The organism is Parasphingorhabdus sp., assembly GCF_048269915.1.
In the GTDB taxonomy this organism is placed as follows: Bacteria; Pseudomonadota; Alphaproteobacteria; order Sphingomonadales; family Sphingomonadaceae; genus Parasphingorhabdus.
Map to the genome: position 1 here is coordinate 365814 of NZ_JBLWTY010000002.1, position 20474 is coordinate 386287.

The 20474-nt window shown below is 56.0% G+C and carries 19 protein-coding genes, 1 tRNA gene and 1 pseudogene; 12 read left to right on the top strand and 9 right to left on the bottom strand.

The genetic code is table 11. The features are described from left to right. Window positions 1–28: 28 nt before the first annotated feature. From ACN0WX_RS06705 to ACN0WX_RS06720, 4 genes are all read right to left on the bottom strand, one after another. On the bottom strand, window positions 29–4852 hold the full coding sequence (locus ACN0WX_RS06705; RefSeq protein ID WP_417621525.1) for a hypothetical protein: 4824 nt from the start codon (window positions 4850–4852) through the stop codon (window positions 29–31). A gap of 350 nt (window positions 4853–5202) precedes the next feature. Continuing rightward, a complete protein-coding gene (locus ACN0WX_RS06710; RefSeq protein WP_417621526.1) occupies window positions 5203–6273 on the bottom strand; it encodes a hypothetical protein in 1071 nt (356 codons plus the stop codon). A 70-nt stretch (window positions 6274–6343) separates the two neighbouring features. After that, window positions 6344–6808 (bottom strand): hypothetical protein, encoded by a 465-nt coding sequence (locus ACN0WX_RS06715; RefSeq protein WP_417621527.1) that lies wholly within the window; start codon window positions 6806–6808, stop codon window positions 6344–6346. Window positions 6809–6829: 21 nt separating this feature from the next. Continuing rightward, window positions 6830–7870 carry a hypothetical protein gene (locus ACN0WX_RS06720; RefSeq protein ID WP_417621528.1) on the bottom strand — a complete coding sequence of 347 codons (1041 nt, stop codon included), beginning with the start codon at window positions 7868–7870 and terminating at the stop codon, window positions 6830–6832. A 358-nt stretch (window positions 7871–8228) separates the two neighbouring features. On the opposite strand from ACN0WX_RS06720, the gene ACN0WX_RS06725 reads away from it, so the two are divergent. Then, window positions 8229–8305 (top strand) — tRNA-Asp (locus tag ACN0WX_RS06725). Here ACN0WX_RS06725 and ACN0WX_RS06730 read toward each other — a convergent pair. The 4 genes from ACN0WX_RS06730 to ACN0WX_RS06745 form a co-directional block, all read right to left on the bottom strand. Further along, window positions 8294–8563 carry a DUF2842 domain-containing protein gene (locus ACN0WX_RS06730; RefSeq protein ID WP_417621529.1) on the bottom strand — a complete coding sequence of 90 codons (270 nt, stop codon included), beginning with the start codon at window positions 8561–8563 and terminating at the stop codon, window positions 8294–8296. The two genes, ACN0WX_RS06725 and ACN0WX_RS06730, sit on opposite strands and share 12 nt — an antisense overlap. 14 nt (window positions 8564–8577) lie before the next feature. Further along, a complete protein-coding gene (locus ACN0WX_RS06735) occupies window positions 8578–9144 on the bottom strand; it encodes a 5-formyltetrahydrofolate cyclo-ligase (protein WP_417621530.1) in 567 nt (188 codons plus the stop codon). 228 nt (window positions 9145–9372) lie between these two features. Next, window positions 9373–9696 carry a cell division protein ZapA gene (locus ACN0WX_RS06740; RefSeq protein ID WP_417621531.1) on the bottom strand — a complete coding sequence of 108 codons (324 nt, stop codon included), beginning with the start codon at window positions 9694–9696 and terminating at the stop codon, window positions 9373–9375. Window positions 9697–9699: 3 nt separating this feature from the next. Then, window positions 9700–9888, bottom strand: a complete 189-nt coding sequence (locus ACN0WX_RS06745; protein WP_417621532.1) for a hypothetical protein — start codon at window positions 9886–9888, stop codon at window positions 9700–9702. A gap of 199 nt (window positions 9889–10087) precedes the next feature. Between ACN0WX_RS06745 and tkt the strand changes: the two genes are divergently transcribed. The 5 genes from tkt to thiE are packed head-to-tail and all read left to right on the top strand — an operon-like array spanning window position 10088 to window position 15882. Next, the gene (tkt, locus tag ACN0WX_RS06750) at window positions 10088–12055 is read left to right on the top strand and encodes a transketolase (RefSeq protein WP_417621533.1); all 1968 of its coding nucleotides are present in this window, start codon (window positions 10088–10090) and stop codon (window positions 12053–12055) included. A 38-nt stretch (window positions 12056–12093) separates the two neighbouring features. Beyond that, window positions 12094–13098, top strand: a complete 1005-nt coding sequence (gene gap / locus ACN0WX_RS06755) for a type I glyceraldehyde-3-phosphate dehydrogenase (protein WP_417621534.1) — start codon at window positions 12094–12096, stop codon at window positions 13096–13098. A 19-nt stretch (window positions 13099–13117) separates the two neighbouring features. Then, complete coding sequence (locus ACN0WX_RS06760) at window positions 13118–14314, top strand: phosphoglycerate kinase (RefSeq protein ID WP_417621535.1); 1197 nt, start codon at window positions 13118–13120, stop codon at window positions 14312–14314. 17 nt (window positions 14315–14331) lie between these two features. Then, window positions 14332–15219 carry a fructose bisphosphate aldolase gene (locus ACN0WX_RS06765; protein WP_417621536.1) on the top strand — a complete coding sequence of 296 codons (888 nt, stop codon included), beginning with the start codon at window positions 14332–14334 and terminating at the stop codon, window positions 15217–15219. A gap of 21 nt (window positions 15220–15240) precedes the next feature. Next, the gene (gene thiE, locus ACN0WX_RS06770; RefSeq protein ID WP_417621537.1) at window positions 15241–15882 is read left to right on the top strand and encodes a thiamine phosphate synthase; all 642 of its coding nucleotides are present in this window, start codon (window positions 15241–15243) and stop codon (window positions 15880–15882) included. Here the strand turns inward: thiE and ACN0WX_RS06775 are convergent. Beyond that, window positions 15879–16232: a hypothetical protein gene (locus ACN0WX_RS06775; protein ID WP_417621538.1), complete on the bottom strand. Its 354-nt coding sequence runs from the start codon at window positions 16230–16232 to the stop codon at window positions 15879–15881. The two genes, thiE and ACN0WX_RS06775, sit on opposite strands and share 4 nt — an antisense overlap. Before the next feature lie 43 nt (window positions 16233–16275). Between ACN0WX_RS06775 and efp the strand changes: the two genes are divergently transcribed. The 6 genes and pseudogenes from efp to ACN0WX_RS06805 all read left to right on the top strand — a co-directional run. Beyond that, window positions 16276–16836 (top strand): elongation factor P, encoded by a 561-nt coding sequence (gene efp, locus ACN0WX_RS06780; protein WP_417621539.1) that lies wholly within the window; start codon window positions 16276–16278, stop codon window positions 16834–16836. Between the two features lie 97 nt (window positions 16837–16933). Further along, entirely contained in the window at window positions 16934–17752 is an 819-nt protein-coding gene (locus ACN0WX_RS06785) for an inositol monophosphatase family protein (protein ID WP_417621540.1), read from the top strand. Between the two features lie 105 nt (window positions 17753–17857). Next, a complete protein-coding gene (gene ndhC / locus ACN0WX_RS06790; protein ID WP_417621541.1) occupies window positions 17858–18232 on the top strand; it encodes an NADH-quinone oxidoreductase subunit A in 375 nt (124 codons plus the stop codon). Window positions 18233–18279: 47 nt separating this feature from the next. Then, complete coding sequence (locus tag ACN0WX_RS06795; protein ID WP_417621871.1) at window positions 18280–18795, top strand: NuoB/complex I 20 kDa subunit family protein; 516 nt, start codon at window positions 18280–18282, stop codon at window positions 18793–18795. Window position 18796: 1 nt separating this feature from the next. Further along, the gene (locus ACN0WX_RS06800; protein ID WP_417621542.1) at window positions 18797–19579 is read left to right on the top strand and encodes an NADH-quinone oxidoreductase subunit C; all 783 of its coding nucleotides are present in this window, start codon (window positions 18797–18799) and stop codon (window positions 19577–19579) included. Between the two features lie 594 nt (window positions 19580–20173). After that, window positions 20174–20474 (top strand): annotated as a pseudogene (locus ACN0WX_RS06805) (NADH-quinone oxidoreductase subunit D); the annotation flags it as partial.

Below are 20474 nucleotides of genomic sequence, written 5' to 3' on the forward strand. Positions count from 1 at the left end.
GTAACAACGGTTCTGAACGGCTTATCTGTTAGAGCCCCAGATTCCCCGGTGTTTCCTGGTCAAATTTCAGGCGGAAGGTAATGTACGGGCCGTCTCTGGTATAGCGGCTTTCTTCAAAGTCGCGGTCTTCAAAACCTACAACATTATAGCCGACGGAAATATAGCCGTTCTTGAACGGTGTGATCCCGAGGCTCGGCCCGCCGGAATAGGCGATGCTCTTGAACCCATTGCCGATGCGTGTGGTCGCCTGGCCGCCGATATCGATCGTGTCGGTTATATTATACTTCATGCTCGCACCGAGCACATTGCTCCAGCCTTTTACATCATCCACCCCGAAACGATCGAAAACATAGCGGCTTCCCCAGAAGAAACTATATTCTCCTGCCTCGGTGAACAGGCCACGACTGGAACCCAACGGGGCGTAGTTCACGCTCAAACTGTTGACGATTCGCAGCGAGGTCACATCACCATAGGCGAGCAAAGGCGCGCCACCGATCGGGCCCGACGTCCCGGCAACGGCATTGCGCACGCGATCTTCGCGAAATTCGAGTTTCTCGAGCCAGGACCACCGGCTGTCCATGGGGCGATGCGCCCAGCTGGCTTCGGCTTCAATGACGCGTGTGCTGACGCCGGTCTCATCTTCTGCGACAAAGATGCTGGCCAACGCGCCCAGAGCGCTGCCTTCGCCGATTTGTTTCAGCACGGCCGTGGTAAGGCCATAGCGTTCGCTGATGTCACCGTCGCGATATTCGGCCCGACTGCTCCAGCTCCAGTCGTCATTGCGAAAAGTTGCGCCGGCCGTAATCGCGATAAAATCTTCTGTCAGTGTCGCGTCATTCCCGAGGAAGCCACCGGAAGCGACCGGTTGCTGGTCGTTGATCACATCGCTGCGATCAAATCCGCCAATAGTTTCATTGCCGTCGAGTGAGAAATCCACGGTCCATTTGTCGCCGAGCGGGATGCTCTGCGTCAGGCCATAGGCCGCATAGGTGCGCGGGCCGAATTTGCTGATTTCCTGCTGGTTCATGCTGCTGACTATCCGCCCGCCGTCCCATGGTGAGACGTCGACGCCGATCCGGGTCGTCCGTGCATCGATATTTTCGCCATCGGCAATCTCGTATGTACCGATAACCTTGATGTCGCTTGTGATGGCATAGCGGGCCGAAAAACTGTGCCGGGCAGGGAAGTCAATGCTTTCGTCCTGGCCACCCAGTGCAAATTCGGTTTGCGCGTCCAGCTCCAGCTTGCCGTCGAACAGCCGCTGGGTCGCGCCCAGCCGCGCCAGAGCGGATTCGTTCACCGTACCGTCGGACAGCCGATCATTGGCGTAAACCATGCCCGCGCGGAAAGATGTGTCGTCGGCGCGATACTCCAGTTCGGCTGTCCCCGCGCGGCGGCGAGCGCCTGACGTAAGGAAATTCTCCTGATAGCTGGTGACTGCCAGTGACAGGTTCTCGCGAACCCGGAGGCGGGCATCGACACCGAATTTGCGCGTGCCGGATTCGGCCGCATTGAGCTGTCCCAGGCCATAGCCATTCGCCTGCTGCCTGACATAGGCGAGAATATCGAAATTGGATCCATGATGCTCGGCTTCCACCAGCCATGCGGTTGCCGCCCGGCCGGTATCGGTCGCACTGACCGTTTTGGCTTCATTGTCGGTAACAGCCAGCTCTGCGCGCAATTCGGTTTTGACGTCGGGGCGATAGTGAACGTCGACGCCCAGCAGGTCGGTTTTGACGCTTTCATTCTCGTCATGCACTGCGGTCGCGCCGATTTTCAGCTTCTTGTCCGCCGTCTGATAGGTTGCGCGGCCACCAGCATTGAGATTGCGGTCGCCAACGCCCGGCACTTCATATTCAGCGATGATGAATTGCGGATCGAGGTTGCTGCCACGACTCAAAATCGGTTCGCGGAAACGCAGCGTGCCAGCGAGATAGTCGATATCATAATCGATATGCCGGCTCAGCTCGCGCCGCTCAACGATCCGGTCCGAGCGAAAGCGATCCCGTGTTTCCAGCGTAATCCGCTCGCTATTCGCCAATATATCCCGGCTGGAGAGAGCGTAAGGGCCGGACAGGCCATTGCCCTGAATTTCTTCACGACGAAAACGGTTGGCCGAATCCGCGGCAAAGGCGTTGAGGTGTACCTGATCGCTGCGATATTCTGCTTTGATCCCGTTGAAGGCGCGCTGATATCGTGCCAGTTCTGGTTCATCAATCCCGGTTTCATAATCGCCAAACAGGGCGTAAAATTGCGGGCGTTCCAGCTTGAGATAGAGTCGCCGGACCGATGCGGCATCATAGCGTTGCTCGCTGCGGTCCGCATAAACCGTATAATAGCGCCGCGGATCGATGACGCCCTGGAAGCGGGTTTCATCTTCTTTCTTGTCGGTGTCATAGGCGAGGGTCATCAGCCATTTGCCGGTCACACGACCCTTGGCATATAGCGCGATCCGTCCATCTACATTGATATTGTCATCATCGTTTACCAGATCCTCAAGGCGTTCGTCGAGCGTGTTGAAGCCAACTGTGCCGGCGGCAAAGCCAACCACCGTCCAGGGGCGATCGCCCGGATCGAGCCAGGTTTCTATTCGCTGAGTCCGTTCGACTTCGCCATCGCGAAATGGAAAGGATATGCTGAGCGATCCGGAAGCCGTTGTCGGGGCCAGTTCGATATAGGCAATGCCTTCCTCACCCTCTACCCGCCACACAGGCGCTCCCCGCTCAAGCCCGGAGAGTTGATTGGCCTGCTGGGCATCGATTTCAATGGCCGGTGCATAAGGTGCCGGAACATCAAAGTCGCCAACCATCCCGTGACGCGCGGGTTTGCCGTTGCGATCGGTCAGGCGCACCGCAATGACCGGACGGGTTACGCCATCGGCGACCAGGACCGACCGGTCCTTGAGCAGCTCAGCATTGAGCGCGCTGCCGGCATAATGGACTTTGCGCTCCAGCTGCTGGACCAGCTCTCCGTTGCGATCAATCACCCGTGCCACAAAGACATTGGTTCCGTCTTCAATCTCGATCCCGCGCCATGTGCTGACCCGGATTTTGCCGTTCTCGCTTTTCTTCGTTCCGTCAAAGACAAGCGGATTGACCGGATTACCGTTTACCGACAGTTCAACCTTCTGCCCTGCATGATGTTTAATCGCGACGCGCAATGCTTTTACGCGGGGGTTGTGATCTTCTTCGGGGAATAACCAGGCGATTCCCGGTTCCTGACCGGATATCCAGTCGCGACCGGCTCCGGCAGCTTCCGGGTCTGAGGCAACTTCGGGTTTCTGGTATCTATTCTGCTTGCTTGTTTCTCTCGGTTCTATCTTCTTGGTGTGGAAGTCTGCCCGTTGCAGCGCGCCGCCCCGGCCTTCGACGAAGCGAGAAATATTGCTGCCGGCGCTACGGGTATTTTGTGCGCAGTCGGCTGGTGCCCGGTCGGCGGGGAAAGTCGATGGATCGACCTGAACCACGTGCAGGCCGGGCCGGATTCCCTCGAAATGATAACGGCCTGCGCTGTCGGTCACCGTATAGGTCCCGTCTTGCAGCATCACGCGCACACCGCCAACGCCGGAAGCTTCTCCGGGATTGGCGTCGCAGCCACCATCCACAATGCGCCCGACAAGGGTGAAACGTTCGGAAATATTATCCTGTTCAATGCGCACCATGGCGTCGGTCGTTGGGCTGGCAGCACCGTGGTTATCGCGGGCTGATGCGAGATTCATGGCCTCGCCCGGCTGCGCATCCTGTCGAACCTCGGTTATATAGGTCAGCAATCCCGTTCCCAATGGCGGCAGGGGAGGCGCTTCAACGGTGAAACCCTGGCCATTGGACTGGATATTCGGGGTGACCAGTTCACCATTGTAACGGACCGAGCCGGTTTTCAGGCGCATCGCGTAGGGGAGCTGGTCCGAAATCGTAATCTGGCCGGTGTTTCCGACAGCATCGGTATTTTCTACCGTTATCCGATATTGAATGGCGTCGCCGGGAGCCGCTTTCGCAGTAGAGGCCGTTTTTGTGATCGCCAAGGGCTCGACCGGCCGGTCTAGCGGCACGTCTACGCGTACGGGAGCGGGGTCATCCAGGGTGATGATGCCACCATATGACCCCTCGACAATGGCGAGCGGAAGTCCACCTGGCGTCTTGAAGCGGGCCAATTGTTCCGGTGTGGCTGTGGATGGGAAGCTATAAGGCTGCGGGGGTTCGACAAGCAGGCGGTAATTGCCTGGCCGTGCGAACGGGAAGCGGTAGAAGCCATCGGGAAAATCATAGACTTTGCCGCTGCTGTCGGTGACTGATCCGCCGGATATCACCGAGTTGGGGTAGATGGAAACGCCGTCATCGCCAAACACATCGGTCGGCAGACCCGTCGCTACATCAATCAGGGTGACGCGGGTTCCGGAAACGAGTGTGCGGTCACGGCTGTCGAAAAATATGCCAAACGGATCGATCAATATGCCGACATTCGCAGTAACAAGCGCACTGCCGGTCAGTCCGCGCATGGTGATATCAAAAGATTCGCCGGGTATGACGGTTAACACGCAATCGCCCGGTACCGGGGCTGGCGGTGATCCGGCCGTGTTGATCATGCCCACAAACCGGCCGCTGTTCGCTTCGGTTTCGACAATATTTATCTGCTCCCGGTCACCGCCGGGGGTCGTGAAAAATATGTCAAAATTGTCAATGTTCTGACGGCTCAGATTAAAAGCGGGGGCAAGGATCGAGACGATCAGTGGTTCGCCAGCCCGAATCTTGTCGGCGGGCTTGATTGAGGCGGGACTTGTAGAGGTCCCGGCGAAGACACCAGCGAGTTCGATCGGCCTATTGCCTTGAGAACCTCGGCAAACTGTTCCTGGCATCGGGACCTGCTCGGCCCCGGCTGACTTGGCGAAATGATAAATGCCGATCTCGGGCGGTGCGCTGGGCGGGGCAACGACCTGAACATCGACGCGATTGGAGGGTTTTTGTCGCCGTTGGCCACCAATATCCCATTCCGCTTGTGCAACGTTGGATATCAGCGGTAAATTTTGCGATTGTGTCTGTGTGGATTCAGATTGTGCAAGGGCCGTAGAGGCAGGCACGGTTAATGCGCCTGCAGCAAAGGCTAGGCCGATTGGCCCTAGAAGGTTGGTGAACAATCCCACAGATTTAGGTGAAACTGGTCGGCAAACTGGCACAATTGCCAGTTTGCCGCCAAATTTCAGCGAGCCTAGTCCACTGTTACGCGGAAAATCATCGCACGGTTTGTACCCGCGGTGACGTCAGACAATGTACCGCTAACGGTAGGATCGGCGAAAGTTCCGCCCGCAACACCGCCGGTACAAGTTTGAGTTTGCGGGGGTCCAGCGTTAATCACTGCGGTGGCATCCACAAGAATGGATCCGTCGACAAAGGTGATGCCGTTGCCACCGATATCCGCTGGCAGCGTATCGGTAATGGTGACGCCTGTCGCCGATGCCGAGCCCGCTCCGTTGGCCACCGAAATACAATATTCGATAACCGCGCCTGGAATGGCTTTTGGATTTGCTGATCCCAAAGGATCGCTAACCACGCGGCTCGATTTGAACACCGAAATATCCGCTGCGGCAACTTCATAAGTGTCGGTATCGCTGTGATAGCCGTCAGCTGCACCGTCGGCGCTCCCGGTGCCTGCAGTGTCTGCAAAGACGTTCTGGACAAGCGTCGGATCATCCACATCGCCGGTATTGTCGGCAAATGCGACACCGGTTGTCGAATCTGCTGCCTGGCCAATGAGTACGATGTCAGCGAGATCGCCGGTCACCACACCCGTTGGGATATTGGCGACTGCGTGAACGGTTACCGTTTCATCTTCTGCCAAATTGTCGATCGATGTGATCAATGTGTCATTGGCATCAAAAACTCCGACTGTATCACCATCGTCGAGATAGTAGGTGATCGTACCGGTGGCGTCGAAATCTTCGGAAGCAAGCTGCTCCGAAGTCAACAAAACGTCAATTGTATCATTGGTCTGGTTGCTGACGGTGTAGGTCACGGCCTGCTGCGTAGCGCCCGGAGCAACGATGGTATTTGCCGAATTGGCTTCGGCGACGACAAGGTTGACTTTACGGTCGACGACGAAAGTATCGCTGTCGGTTTCCGCAATCTGGGATGTTCCCCCTACATTGAAAGCAACGCTTACATTGTTGGTAATACTCGTGCCGGCATCAGTGCCCAAATCTGCCGCAAGCGCCGGGGTTACACCCAGCGCTGAAACAGAAAAGACACTCGTGGCAACGAGAAGTTTCAGTTTACTGGTCATAACTGTACTCCTGTTTCACTCATTCTATGTTTGAATTGCCCAACCCGCGGCAATTCGATACGGTTTGTGGCTATTTTACTGTGCCACGAAAGACTAGCTCTCCTTCAGAACCTACTGAAAGCGAGCGGTTAAATTTCCATTTTAAATGTGTTACATCGGTCATCAGAGCGGGACGGACATCGCCATTTTCGCTCGGATAGGTAAGAGCCGACAAGGGCCCCCAGGTCTTGCCTCCGTCAACGGAGACAATTTCAGTGCCATCAGACGTTCCATTAAACGCCACTGCTTTTGGCAGCGGATTGGTGACAGAGAATTCTGAAGCCGGCGCGCTGCCGACATTTTTATATTTCACAACGAACACAAGTTGATCGCCGGGAATGACTGTTGTGGGCTGTTCGAGAACCACTGCTGTGGTGCCGTCTGATTTTGCCACTTTGCGCTCGACATATACATTGCTCGACAGGCTGACACTATCGGCAGCGATGGCGGTGCCTGGAGCTATCAGCGATATCGCAAGAAAAAATCGTTTTAGCATGATCAAATACCTCAATTAATTTCAGTCGATGGTGACTTGAAAGGTGATGGTGCGGGTTTGTCCGCCGGGAATCGTGCCCAAGGACACGCCGATCGAACCGCCGTCGAAAGCGCCTGCATCGGCGTCGCTGGCATCATCGGTCAGGGCCGCACCTTCCAGAGTGATGCTTCCGGCTTTATAGGTCGTATCAGCAGGAATATCGTCGGAGATCGCCAGATTGGGCAGATCGCCGGTACCGGTCACCGTTGCAACCAGCTGATAGACAATGACAGCGCCGGGCACAGCCTCTTCTCCGCCAAACGGATCGACTATGGTAGCGCTTTTCAGCAGCGTGAGTTCGGCGGCCTGAATCACGAAAAATCCGCTGGACTCGCCACTCGCGCCGGTCGACCCGACAACGGCATCACCGCCGCCATCGCCCAGACCAGCGAACATGTCACCCGGTGTGCCGTTGCCGGTGTTTGCCACTGCGGACAATTCGATCTCGGCACGTTGCGTATCATTGGCGGATGCGGGAATCGAGGAAAGGATGAAAACCGTGACGCTTTCATCTGGCGCCAGTACCGGGTCATTCGTGCCGGGTGTGTAAATAGTGTCAACGCCCGGATCATAAACCCCGTTGCCATTGGTATCGAGAATGATTTGTTCAAACGTCGTGTCAAATTCGTCGCCCGGCTTTGCGGTATCAGCTGATAGTGTGAAGGCCTCCGAGCCATTTCCGGTATTGGTGAGCTGATAGCTTAGCACTTGCGCCGCTGTTCCGGGCGCGGTGGTAACGTCGCCCGGGTCGTTGGAAACGACTGTTACATCCAGCAATTCGTCGACCTTGATTGTTACCGTATTGGAATCGATTGTGACCGGTTCCCCGCCTTCGGGTCCGTCATAGGTTGCCTGCGCGACATTGATGATATCGGTTCCGGCGATCGTGCCTGCGGCGTATGCCGGAGTTGCGGCCATAGCAAGCCATGCCGTACCCACCGCAAGGGCCAGACGGCCACTAACGGGAAGCACAGCAAGTAAATCCGACGAGCGCCGACAATCTTGCAAAAGTGAATAATTCATGGCTTCTTTATAGAGAAGAAACGCAAAGATTAGGTAAATAGTTTACGAGTGACGTCATGACGCGAAAAGGGCGAAAATCGTCAGAAAATCTTTGATAAATATGGATAATTGCATTTCTATTGCCATGTTTTCATGTCTTTGCGACTGTAAATAGTTGTAACTATTGCAACCATATTTTTCTAAAAAAGGGCGGTTGCGAACGGTGAAAGTTGAATAGGGCTTCATGATGCGAATCAGCCGAGAATGACAACAATCGAAGCTCTGATAAAAAATTTGTAAGATATTCGAAAGAGTGTGGTTGACAGGAATGCAGTGCTCTTCTACTTGCGCTGCTTCACCGCCCAATGCAGGCGCATGTGCGGGTGTAGCTCAGTTGGTTAGAGCGCCGGCCTGTCACGCCGGAGGTCGCGAGTTCAAGTCTCGTCACTCGCGCCATTTTCCCTGTTTTCCGGGAAAATGGCGAAACGATCCTGTGTTCATCCAGCGCAGTATCGGTTTTACCGGAAATATCCAGGCAATCCCCAGAATCACATAGGCCGGCAATTGGAGCCAGAAGTTCAGTCCGCTGAGCTGGTCGATAAGAGTCACGGCAATTCCGCACCATAAAAGAATCAGCAATAATATCAGTACCATGCCGACTGGCTTGCGCCAGCTCGGGCGGTCTTGTGGATTTCTGTCGAATTCTGTTGTCATGATGTCATTCTGGCTCACTCAATAATTTCGCATTCTGTCACGATCATCTGCAACGGCAGGTCATGCGGTTCGACCGGTATTTTGTCGGCTTCCTGGACCGACCAGGCAAGGCCGATACGGAGCGCGTCAGGATATTTTGCAAAGCTCCGGTCATAATATCCACCGCCCTGGCCCAAGCGTCGGAGGGACCGGTCGAAAGCCACGAGGGGCGAAATCATGACATCTGGCCGGCACAACTGACATGTTTCATCGGGTTCGGGAATATTGCGAAATCCGGATACCAGCGTGTCGACACTGGAAATCAGCCGAAACTCAAGCGAATCGTCATCTGTGACGCGTGGCAATGCGATACGGACGCCGATTTCCGTCAAATATTCGATCAGGCGCTCCGTCGGCGCTTCCGAGCCGATGCTCCGATAAAGTGCCACTGTCTGATCGGGCTGGATCAGGCGCGCCAGTGGCGAGGGAAGGCGACGGAAAGACAAATTGCGGCTTGCGCTGTCCAATTGACCAACAAAATTATCGCGCCGCCGTCGATATTGTTTGCGCAGTTGCTGCTTATTCTCTTTCAAGATACTCAAAAAATATACTTTCTGTGGAAAAGTGACGGGACCATCTTGGTCGTTTGCCGGAAAATCCTCTGACGCCTATTACGTCAGGTGGGCGCCATATGCATCGGACCCGACTGCCGAACAGTCCGCAATCCGGGCAGGGACAGCTCCCTTGGATGTTATATCGCCTCAGGGATGTTCGCTTCTAGCTCGTGCCAGACAGTACCCGTCCATCTCTATCTAGGCGTGATGGGGTGGTTACTCAAGGCTGTTTGCGAGTTGCTCGGCTCGGTCTGCCAGTTTTTCCAGTACAGAAACCGTCTGCTCGTCGATCGATTCGGATTGTGCCGGCAGGCTGGCGTCGGACGCGTCCGCGGTGCCGGTTTGTTCGCCGTGCAATTCATCCGCTAATAGCAATGAGGTAAACAGCAGCATACGACTTTCCGTCAAGCCGGCCGGATCCCCGGACTCGCGCGCTTTTCTGTCAACCATACCCGCGAGCTTGGCTAGATGGGCTTCTTCACCATCCTGGCAAGTCACCATGAAGGAGCGGCCACCGATTTCCAGTTTCATTTGCGCCATGTTTCAGTGTTCCTGTCGTTCGATCAGTCCGTCTATCGTCTCGATTGCCTGCCGCATTTCCGCTTTCAGCGCTTCGTGACGAGCCTCCAGAGCCGGGTCGATTTCAGCCGCCCTGTTACTTTTAATCGATTCTATACGACTTAGCGCGCGTTCAATACGGCCTATGGCAAGGATGACACGTTCATTGTCCATGAGCATTTTCCATAGCTTGGTTCAAACAGGTAAGGCCCTGTCTTTCCTTGCTATCAATCTATTCCCATAACGTAAACAGCATATCCTGCAAAGCGGTCCTTGACGGGGCCTTGCTGGACCATCAAAGAAAGGGCCAAATAGCGAATCGCAACATCTTGTTGCGCGTTCATGCGCGCCAAATCAGGGGATCAGACCAGACATGACCGTTTCCGAACAAAACATGGCAAACGCCATACGAGCGCTCGCCATGGATGCGGTGCAAGCGGCTAATAGTGGCCATCCGGGGATGCCAATGGGAATGGCCGACGCGGCAACGGTTTTGTTTAGTGACTTTCTGAAATATGATCCCAAGGCGCCAAAATGGGCCGATCGGGACCGGTTTGTCTTGTCGGCAGGCCATGGCTCGATGCTGATTTATGCGCTGCTCCACCTCACCGGATACGAACGTCCTACCCTACAGGATATCAAGGACTTTCGTCAGCTGAGTTCGCCCTGTGCCGGGCATCCCGAAAATTTCAAGCTGGAGGGCGTGGAAACAACGACCGGGCCGCTGGGGCAGGGCTTCGCCACTGCCGTCGGTATGGCGATTGCCGAGCGGCACCTGAACGCAAGCTTTGGCGATGATCTGGTCGATCACAAGACCTGGGTTATTGCCGGCGATGGTTGCCTGATGGAAGGGATCAACCATGAAGCGGTTGGACTGGCAGGTCATCTGGGCCTTGGAAGACTTAATGTTCTTTGGGATGATAACGGCATAACTATCGATGGTAACACAGATTTATCTACCAGCGAAGATATCCCGGCTCGCTATCGCGCTTCTGGTTGGCATGTGGTTTCCTGTGACGGTCATGATTTTGACGATATCCGCAAGGCTCTCACCGAGGCCGAGGCCGATCCGAGGCCATCTCTGATCGCCTGTAAAACCATCATTGGCTATGGTGCGCCGACCAAGCAGGGTACGGCTGCAACTCATGGTGCTCCGCTTGGGGAAGGCGAAATTGCCGGTACCCGCGCTGCGCTGGGCTGGGACCATGAGCCATTTGATATTCCTGATGATATTCTGGCGTCATGGCGTCAACTGGGAGCTAAGGGCGCGGCGGCGAAGGCCGATTGGGACAAGCGGCTGAGCAGCCATTCCCAGGCCGCTGAATTCAAGCGGCGTATGGCCGGCGAACTTCCCGACGACGGTGCAATGCAGGACTATCTCCAGGGGCTGGCAAAAGATCCTCCAAAAGTCGCGACTCGCAAGGCTTCCGAAATGGCGCTCGGTCCGATAACCGAATCCTTGCCCGAGATGCTCGGAGGGAGTGCTGACCTTACAGGTTCAAACAATACCAAAACTTCCTTTACCAAACCACTGACAAAAGATGATTATTCTGGCCGTTATATCTATTATGGTATCCGGGAATTCGGCATGGCGGCGGCAATGAACGGCATGGCCTTGCATGGCGGTATCATCCCTTATGGCGGCACTTTCATGGTGTTCACCGACTATTGCCGCGGCGCGATGCGGCTTTCCGCAATCCAGAATGCGCGGGTCGTCTATGTCATGACGCATGACAGTATCGGTCTGGGCGAAGACGGGCCGACGCATCAGCCAATTGAGCATTTGCAGAGCCTGCGGGTGATGCCCAACATGCATGTCTACCGCCCCGCCGATGCCATTGAAACGGCCGAGTGCTGGGCGCTGTCGATCAAGCGCGTTCATGGGCCGTCAACCCTTGCCCTGACCCGTCAGGGGCTTCCCCCGCTCCGCGATGATGTTAGCGTAAATCTTTGTGAAAAAGGCGCCTATCGTCTGAAGGCAGCGGAAAGTGAAAAGCGGGTCGTGCTGGTTGCGACTGGTTCTGAAGTGTCGCTGGCAATGGATGTTGCGGCGAAGCTGGAAGCTGCCGGTGCCGGTGCCGATGTCATATCCATGCCCTGCGCGGAATTATTTGACGAGCAGACTGCGGAATATCGTAATGAACTGCTCGGCGGTGCGGGTATTCTGCGGGTGTCCATCGAAGCCGGCACAACCATCGGCTGGGAACGATATACTGGGCTGGACGGGCTGCGTTTCGGAATCGACAGTTTCGGTGCATCCGCACCGATTGACGATCTTTACGCGCATTTCGGTCTGACCGTGGATGCAATTACCCCTCAGATATTAGAGAAAATTGGCTGAACAAGGCCAGCAGGTTGAATTCAAAGGAGCAACTATCGATGACAAAAGTAGCAATTAACGGATTTGGCCGGATCGGCCGTCTCGTCGCCCGCGCTATTCTCGAGCGCGATGATGACGATTTCGAACTGGTCGCGATCAACGATCTCGCCGACGCCGATGCCAATGCGCTGCTTTTCGGTTATGACAGCGTTCATGGCCGCTTTCCCGGTGAAGTCTCCGCCCATGGGGATCATATCATGGTCAATGGCAAGAAAATTGCCGTAACGTCCGAACGCAACCCTGGCGATTTGCCGCACGGCGAAATGGGTGTGGACATCGTGCTCGAGTGTACCGGCTTCTTCCAGTCCAAGGATGCAGCGCAACCGCATATCGATGCCGGCGCCAAACGCGTATTGATTTCGGCGCCGGCAAAGGGCGATTTGAAAACGGTTGTCTTCGGGGTCAATCATGACGTCTTGACGTCAGACGATATCATTGTTTCCAATGCCTCCTGCACCACCAACTGCCTCGCTCCGGTCGCCAAGATATTACATGATACCGTTGGCATCGAACGCGGCTTCATGACCACAATTCACAGCTATACCAACGACCAGCGGATGCTGGACCAGATGCACAGCGACATGCGCCGGGCCCGGGCAGGGGCGGTCAACATGATCCCGACCACCACAGGTGCCGCCCGCGCTGTTGGTCTGGTCCTGCCGGAACTGAACGGAAAGCTGGATGGCTCTTCGGTTCGTGTCCCGACACCCAATGTCAGCCTGGTCGATCTGGTAATTACGCCCAGCCGGGATACCAGTGTCGAGGAAATCAACGGCGCGCTGAAAGCGGCAGCGGATGGACCGATGAACGGAGTGCTGGCTTATGAAGACAAGCCGCTGGTCTCCAGCGATTTTAACCATCAACCGGCGAGCAGCTCGGTTGACAGTCTGGAAACCACGGTGATGGACGGTAAATTGGTCCGCGTCGTCAGCTGGTATGACAATGAATGGGGTTTCTCCAATCGCATGATCGATACCGCCAAGGTCATGGCAGGCTTGCTTTAAGTCAGAAGGATTGAAAGCAATGTCCGGTAAAACGTTCAAAACGCTTGATGATATCGGAGATGTTCAGGGGAAATGCGGTCTGGTCCGTGTTGACCTGAACGTGCCGATGGCGGACGGCAGGGTGACCGACGACACGCGCCTCAAGGCCTTGTTGCCGACGGTCACCGAATTGGCTGACAAGGGTGCAAAACTGCTCTTGCTGGCGCATTTTGGACGTCCAAAAGGGGCATATAAGCCGGAATATTCGCTGGCGCCCGTGGTCGCGCCGCTGGCTGCTGTGCTCGGTCGCGACGTCGGCTTTATGGAGAAACCGGATCAGGACGAAATTGATGCCTTGGCTGATGGCAGTATTGTCGTGATGGAAAATAGCCGCTTTGCGCCGGGCGAGGAGAAGAATGATCCGGCGATGGCCAAGGCAATCGCCGGTTATGGTGATTTCTACGTCAATGATGCTTTTTCCGCTGCGCACCGGGCCCATGTCACGACCGAGGGACTGGCCCATTATCTGCCATCCTACGCCGGTCGTTCGATGGAACGCGAGCTGAACGCGCTCGACCGGGCGCTGGGCGATCCGGAACATCCGGTTGCCGCAGTTGTCGGCGGGGCCAAGGTTTCGAGCAAGCTCGATGTCTTGCGGCAGATGGTCGAGAAAGTGGATCATCTGATCATCGGCGGCGGCATGGCCAATACCTTTTTGGCCGCGCGCGGCGTCAATGTGGGCAAATCTTTGTGCGAGCATGATCTGACCGATGTCGCCAATGAAATACTCGAAGCGGCGGACAAGGCAGATTGCACGGTTCACCTTCCCTATGATGTCGTGGTCGCGAAGGAGTTTCGCGCCAATCCCCCAACCCGCACCGTGAATGTTCACGAAGTGGAAGCGGATGACATGATTCTGGATATCGGGCCGGCTGCGGTTGAAGCGCTGTCCGATGTGCTCAAGACCTGCAAGACTCTGGTCTGGAATGGCCCGCTTGGCGCGTTTGAAACACCGCCGTTCGATGTGGCCACGGTTGCCCTGGCAAAAACAGCAGCTGCCCTGACCAAGGAAGGCCAGCTGCTCTCGGTAGCCGGTGGAGGTGATACGGTAGCGGCGCTCAACCATGCGGGCGTGGCCGACGATTTCAGCTTTGTATCAACCGCAGGTGGCGCGTTCCTCGAATGGATGGAAGGCAAGGCCTTGCCCGGTGTCGAAGCACTGCAAAAATCTGATTGAAAAAGGGGGCCAGAAAAATGGCTAATAATGAAATGATGAACAAGATTGAAAATGGTGAAGGTTTTATCGCGGCGCTGGACCAGAGTGGCGGTTCAACGCCGAAGGCCCTGGCCGGCTATGGTATCGGTGAAGACGCCTTTTCCAATGATGACGAAATGTTCGCGCTGATCCACAAGATGCGTACCCGCATCATTACCGCGCCCAGCTTTGGCAATGGTAAGGTGATCGGTGCGATATTGTTCGAAAAGACGATGAATGGTGAAGCGGAAGGGAAGCCGGTACCGGAAGCGCTGTGGGACCGCGGCGTTGTCCCGTTCCTGAAGGTCGACAAGGGGCTGGCGGACGAGGAAAATGGCGTTCAGCTGATGAAGCCGATTCCCGATCTTGACGAACAATGCAAAAATGCCGTCGCCAAGGGGATGTTCGGCACCAAGATGCGTTCGGTTATCAACAAGGCCAATGCCGAGGGAATTGCGGCCGTAGTCGCGCAGCAATTTGATTTCGGAAAACAGATTTTGAGCCAGGGTCTGGTGCCGATCATTGAGCCGGAAGTGAATATCAAAAGCGACGAACGGGCCGAATGTGACAAGATATTGCTTGGCGAGCTGACAAAGCAGCTGGATGCCCTGGCAGACGATCAGCGCGTGATGCTGAAACTGTCGATCCCGGTCGAACCCAATCTGTACAAGCCGCTGATCGACCATCCGAAAGTCATCCGTCTGGTAGCCCTTTCCGGCGGCTTTTCGACCGATGAGGCGTGCGCCGAACTGGCAAAGAACCACGGAATGATCGCCAGCTTCAGCCGTGGCTTGCTGCAGGACCTGCGGGTTTCGCAAAGCGACGAGGAATTTGATTCCGTGCTCGGCAGTGCGATCGACCAGATTTACCGGGCGTCGATTGCTTAGCGTTCCGGGGGCGTTGGTGCTGTGAGCGATAACTACCCCTGCCAGCTCTATCTTATCTCCCCGCTCGAAACGGGCGGGGATTTTCCGGAACGGCTGAGAGCAGCGCTCGAAGCCGGACCGGTTGCGGCCTTCCAGTTTCGCGTAAAAGATACTGGAGAGGAAGAGGCGGCCCGCCTCGCCGAACCGCTCAAAGCCATTTGCGATGAATTTGATGTCGCCTTCATCGTCAATGACGATGTGGGACTGGCCAAGCGATTGAACGCCGACGGCGTGCATCTGGGGCAGGGTGACGAAAGCCTGAAAGCCGCGCGCGAGCAGCTGGGCCCGGACATTCAGATCGGGATCACCTGTCACGATAGCCGCCATCTTGCGATGGAAGCGGGTGAAGGGGGAGCAAACTACGTCGCTTTTGGCGCATTTTTCCCAACCACGACGAAAGAAACCCACTACAAGCCAGGCTTGGATATATTGCAATGGTGGGCCGAGATGATGGAAATCCCGTGTGTTGCCATTGGCGGAATTTCACCGGAAAATTGTCAGCCGCTGGTCGATGCAGGTGCAGATTTTATTGCGGCAAGTGGTTCCGTCTGGAACGATCCCGCAGGGCCGGGTCATGCTGTTCGCCAATTTGCCGACAAAATGAGTCGTAGCGAAGACGCTTAGTGCGAACCGTTTGTGCTGCCGATATGTGAAGCGAGATATTGCGCGACGAAGGTTCTGGCAGAGGGTGGTGCGAAATTGGGCATTTGTTCAATGTCGCGCAAATAACCTTCGGTTGCCTTGAACGAGTGCATCTGGCCTTCGGAGATCGAATAGCCGAACAGGCCAGCAGCCAAGGCAGTGTGTCGGCGCGGCGTTGCATTCCTGTGTTCCGGTCGGGGATATGGTATTTCTGTCCGTGCCATGATCCGGTGATAGCCGCTGGGTGATTTTCGGTATTGTATGAAAAAGACCTGTGAGCGATCACATATGCTTTCGTCGTCACCGGGCTTGCCTATTATCAGCCAGCGCATTAGAGCGCCGCTCAATCAAACAATCTATCAAGCGAGAACAGCGATGAAAATCAGCGGTGTTGATATCCGTCCCGGCAATATTTTGGATTATGAAGGCGGCCTGTGGAAAGTTGCCAAGATTCAGCATACCCAGCCGGGCAAGGGCGGGGCCTATATGCAGGTCGAGATGAAAAACCTCGTCGATGGTCGCAAGACCAATGTCCGTTTTCGCAGTGCCGATACGGTCGAGAAGGTTCGTCTGGATACCAAGACATTCCAGTTTCTCTTTGCCGATGGCGAAATGCTGACCTTCATGGACAAGGAAAATTACGAACAGATCACCTTGCCGGCGGACTTGCTGGGTGAAGCGGTCGAATTTTTGCAGGACGGCATGGACGTGCAGCTCGAGCTGTATGAAGAAAATCCCATCTCTGTACAATTGCCCGACCAGATCGAGGCAGAGATTGTCGAGGCCGATGCGGTGGTCAAGGGGCAGACGGCTTCGTCCAGCTACAAGCCTGCCATTCTCGACAATGGCGTCCGCGTCATGGTGCCGCCGTTCATTTCAGCGGGAACCCGGATCATTGTTGATGTTTACGCCCGCGAGTATGTCGGCAAGGCGTGATAATATTCAATTCCGCTGCGGTCGCGTCGAGTCGCGATATTCAGTGGTACCATATCTGCCTCTCGACAATGCGCGAGACGAACGGAGCGATTAACTAATGCCAGCACATTCCGCCCTTATCACCGTCATGGAGCGCGCCGCGCGCAAGGCGGGCTCGCGCCTGCGCCGGGACTTTGGCGAAGTCGAGCATCTGCAGGTTTCGAAAAAGGGGCCGGCAGACTTTGTTTCCAAGGCGGACATGCGCGCCGAACGAATTCTCTATGACGAACTGCTAAAAGTGCGTCCCGGCTGGGGTTTCGTGCTCGAAGAAGGCGGTATGATCGAGGGCGAGGAAGGCAAGCCGCGCTGGATCATCGATCCGCTTGATGGCACTTCGAACTTTCTCCACGGTATCCCGCATTTCGCGATTTCAATTGCAGTGCAGGAACGCTCGCTTGACGGCCGGGGCTGGGGCAAGATCACCAGCGGCCTGATTTACGAGCCGCTCAATGACCAGACATGGTGGGCGGAAATGGACAAGGGTGCGTGGCTCGGCGAAAAGCGCCTGCGCGTGTCGGCCCGCCGTGACCTGTCGGAATCGCTGATCGCAACCGGAATCCCGTTCAAGGGGCATGGCGACCTCGGCGAATGGGCGCGTATTTTTGGTGCTATCGCACCGCAGGTGGCAGGAATCCGTCGGCATGGATCGGCGGCGCTCGATCTGGCATGGCTGGCCGCCGGCCGCTATGATGGTTTCTGGGAAGCGGGGCTTCAGGTGTGGGATGTTGCTGCCGGCATTTTGATGGTTCGCGAAGCCGGCGGCTTTGTTACCGACTATACCGGCGGGGATCAGCCGATTGGCCAGCAGGAGATTTTGGCTTCGAACGAAGCGCTGCACAGCAAGCTGCACCGGATATTGGCGAAGTCGTTACTGTAAGTGCGAATGCCTCGCAAATGGCCGTAATTTAAAGCCATTTCGCCCTTGCGGCATGGCAAGCCACTGCCTAAAAGCGGCCCCGAATATTAGCGAAACGAGTCTTAAGTGGTCGATCTTTCCGAATATGCACCGATATTATTGTTTCTGTTTGTAGCCGTCGGTCTGTCGGCTGCCTTTGTATTCCTGCCGATGGGCGTGTCACGATTGACCGGAACCCATAATCCGAGCGCTGAAAAGCTTTCTGAATATGAATGCGGTTTTCCCGCCTTTGAAGATTCGCGCAGCCAGTTTGACGTGCGTTTCTATCTCGTTGCGATCCTGTTTATCATTTTTGATCTGGAGGCTGCATTTCTGTTTCCTTGGGCCGTATCGCTAGACCTCACCGGATGGGTTGGCTGGACAACCATGATGGTCTTTCTCGCCGAATTGATCATCGGCTTTATCTATGCCTGGAAAGTAGGAGCGCTGGAGTGGGACTAGAAGCAAACACCAGTGGTTCTGCCATATTGAACGCTGACGGCACGCCGATGCGGCCGGATACGCAGCCCGACGAGGGTTTTTTCAAGGATCTGAATTCGGAAGTGAATGACAAGGGTTTTCTTGTCACCTCGACCGAGGAGCTGTTCCAGTGGGCCCGCACCGGTTCACTCTGGTGGATGACTTTTGGTCTCGCCTGCTGCGCCGTCGAGATGATTCACGTCAACATGCCGCGCTATGATATGGAGCGGTTCGGCGCTGCGCCGCGCGCTAGTCCGCGACAGTCGGACGTGATGATCGTCGCGGGAACCCTGTGCAACAAGATGGCTCCGGCCTTGCGCAAGGTCTATGACCAGATGTCCGATCCGAAATATGTGATCTCGATGGGCAGCTGTGCCAATGGCGGTGGCTATTATCATTACAGCTATAGCGTCGTCCGCGGCTGTGATCGTATCGTGCCGGTCGATATCTATGTGCCGGGATGCCCGCCGACCGCAGAGGCGCTGCTTTACGGCGTGATGCAATTGCAGCGGAAAATTCGCCGCATCGGGACGTTCGAGCGTTAATATGGCCAATAATGCACCAGTCATGTCCAGCAATAGCGGCGTCGCTGCCAAGCTTGGCAAAGCGATCGGCTTCGCCCTGATTGATACGGTCGAGGCTTATGGCGAAATCAGCTTTACCGTGGAGCGCAAGAAGCTTGCCGCGGTCTTGGAAAAATTGCGCGAGAAGCATGAATATCAGCAGCTGATGGAAATCGCGGGTGTCGACTATCCGGATCGTCCGGAGCGGTTCGAGGTCTGCTATCATCTGCTCAGCCTGACCAGGAATCACCGTATCCGGGTCAAGGTTTCGACTGACGAGGATACGCCGGTGCCAAGCGTCACCCATATCTGGGAAGTCGCCGGCTGGCTCGAGCGCGAAGTGTTCGATATGTATGGCGTATTGTTCGACGGCAATACCGACCTGCGGCGCATCCTGACCGACTATGGTTTTCAGGGCCACCCGTTCCGCAAGGATTTCCCGCTGACCGGCTATGTCGAGATGCGCTATTCCGAAGAAGCCAAGCGTGTGGTCTACGAACCGGTGAAGCTGGCCCAGGATTTTCGCAGCTTTGATTTCATGTCGCCATGGGAAGGTGCCGATTATATCCTGCCCGGTGACGAAAAAGTGGGTGGCGAGGCGCCACCACCGACACCGAAGACCACCGACGACAAGAAAGATACCGGCGCCGGTGCCAAGGCTGACAAGAAGGCTGCCAAGCCATCGAAGCGGAAAGAGGCTGCAGCGAAGAAGCCTGCCCCGAAGCGGACCAAGTCCGGGACGCAGAAGAAGGGAGAGGGCAAGTGATGAATCTTCCTTTCTGTTTTCCTGCGAAGGCAGGAATCCATCTCCTGCCAGTGCCGCATGACGCAATGGTCCTAGATGGGCCCCTGCCTGCGCAGGGGCACGTTCACTCCGAAGGAGGTAAACGTGGCTGACTATCTCGACGAAATGGATCATATCGCTGACGCTGCCGACCCGACGGTCGGCGATCTCGAAATCCAGAATTTCACGATCAACTTCGGTCCCCAGCATCCTGCCGCGCATGGCGTGTTGCGCATGGTGATGGAGCTGGACGGCGAGGTTGTCGAGCGCGTCGATCCGCATGTCGGCCTGCTGCACCGCGGCACCGAGAAGCTGATCGAGCACAAGACCTATTTGCAGGCTCTGCCCTATTTTGACCGGCTTGACTATTGCTCGCCGCTGGCGATGGAGCACAGCTATGTGCTGGCGATCGAGAAATTGCTCGATCTGGAAGTGCCGCTGCGCGGCCAGTATCTCCGGGTATTGTTCGCCGAGCTGACTCGCATCTGCAATCACATGCTCAACATCGGTGCCCATGTCATGGATGTTGGCGCGATGACCCCGAATATCTGGGTGTTCGAAATTCGCGAGCAGTGCATGAACTTTTTCGAGCGGGCCAGCGGCGCGCGGATGCACAGCGCCTGGTTCCGGCCCGGCGGCGTGCATCAGGACGTGCCGCTGAAGCTGCTCACCGATATTGCCGACTGGCTCGACGAATTCCCGACCCTGTTCGAGGATGCGATGAGCCTGGTGGTCGACAACCGCATCTTCAAGCAGCGCAATGTTGATATCGCCACCGTTTCCAAGGACGACGCTGTGCGCTGGGGCTTTTCCGGCCCGGTATTGCGCGGCAGCGGTGTCGCCTGGGACCTGCGCAAATCGCAGCCCTATGAGGTCT

Bases quoted from the DNA above. Each gene is read 5' to 3' on its own strand.
- ACN0WX_RS06705 (WP_417621525.1), bottom strand. From the start codon at position 4,852: ATGCCAGGAACAGTTTGCCGAGGTTCTCAAGGCAATAGGCCGATCGAA.
- ACN0WX_RS06710 (WP_417621526.1), bottom strand. From the start codon at position 6,273: ATGACCAGTAAACTGAAACTTCTCGTTGCCACGAGTGTCTTTTCTGTT.
- ACN0WX_RS06715 (WP_417621527.1), bottom strand. From the start codon at position 6,808: ATGCTAAAACGATTTTTTCTTGCGATATCGCTGATAGCTCCAGGCACC.
- ACN0WX_RS06720 (WP_417621528.1), bottom strand. From the start codon at position 7,870: ATGAATTATTCACTTTTGCAAGATTGTCGGCGCTCGTCGGATTTACTT.
- ACN0WX_RS06730 (WP_417621529.1), bottom strand. From the start codon at position 8,563: ATGACAACAGAATTCGACAGAAATCCACAAGACCGCCCGAGCTGGCGC.
- ACN0WX_RS06740 (WP_417621531.1), bottom strand. From the start codon at position 9,696: ATGGCGCAAATGAAACTGGAAATCGGTGGCCGCTCCTTCATGGTGACT.
- ACN0WX_RS06745 (WP_417621532.1), bottom strand. From the start codon at position 9,888: ATGGACAATGAACGTGTCATCCTTGCCATAGGCCGTATTGAACGCGCG.
- tkt (WP_417621533.1), top strand. From the start codon at position 10,088: ATGACCGTTTCCGAACAAAACATGGCAAACGCCATACGAGCGCTCGCC.
- gap (WP_417621534.1), top strand. From the start codon at position 12,094: ATGACAAAAGTAGCAATTAACGGATTTGGCCGGATCGGCCGTCTCGTC.
- ACN0WX_RS06760 (WP_417621535.1), top strand. From the start codon at position 13,118: ATGTCCGGTAAAACGTTCAAAACGCTTGATGATATCGGAGATGTTCAG.
- ACN0WX_RS06765 (WP_417621536.1), top strand. From the start codon at position 14,332: ATGGCTAATAATGAAATGATGAACAAGATTGAAAATGGTGAAGGTTTT.
- ACN0WX_RS06775 (WP_417621538.1), bottom strand. From the start codon at position 16,232: ATGCGCTGGCTGATAATAGGCAAGCCCGGTGACGACGAAAGCATATGT.
- efp (WP_417621539.1), top strand. From the start codon at position 16,276: ATGAAAATCAGCGGTGTTGATATCCGTCCCGGCAATATTTTGGATTAT.
- ACN0WX_RS06785 (WP_417621540.1), top strand. From the start codon at position 16,934: ATGCCAGCACATTCCGCCCTTATCACCGTCATGGAGCGCGCCGCGCGC.
- ACN0WX_RS06795 (WP_417621871.1), top strand. From the start codon at position 18,280: ATGCGGCCGGATACGCAGCCCGACGAGGGTTTTTTCAAGGATCTGAAT.
- ACN0WX_RS06800 (WP_417621542.1), top strand. From the start codon at position 18,797: ATGGCCAATAATGCACCAGTCATGTCCAGCAATAGCGGCGTCGCTGCC.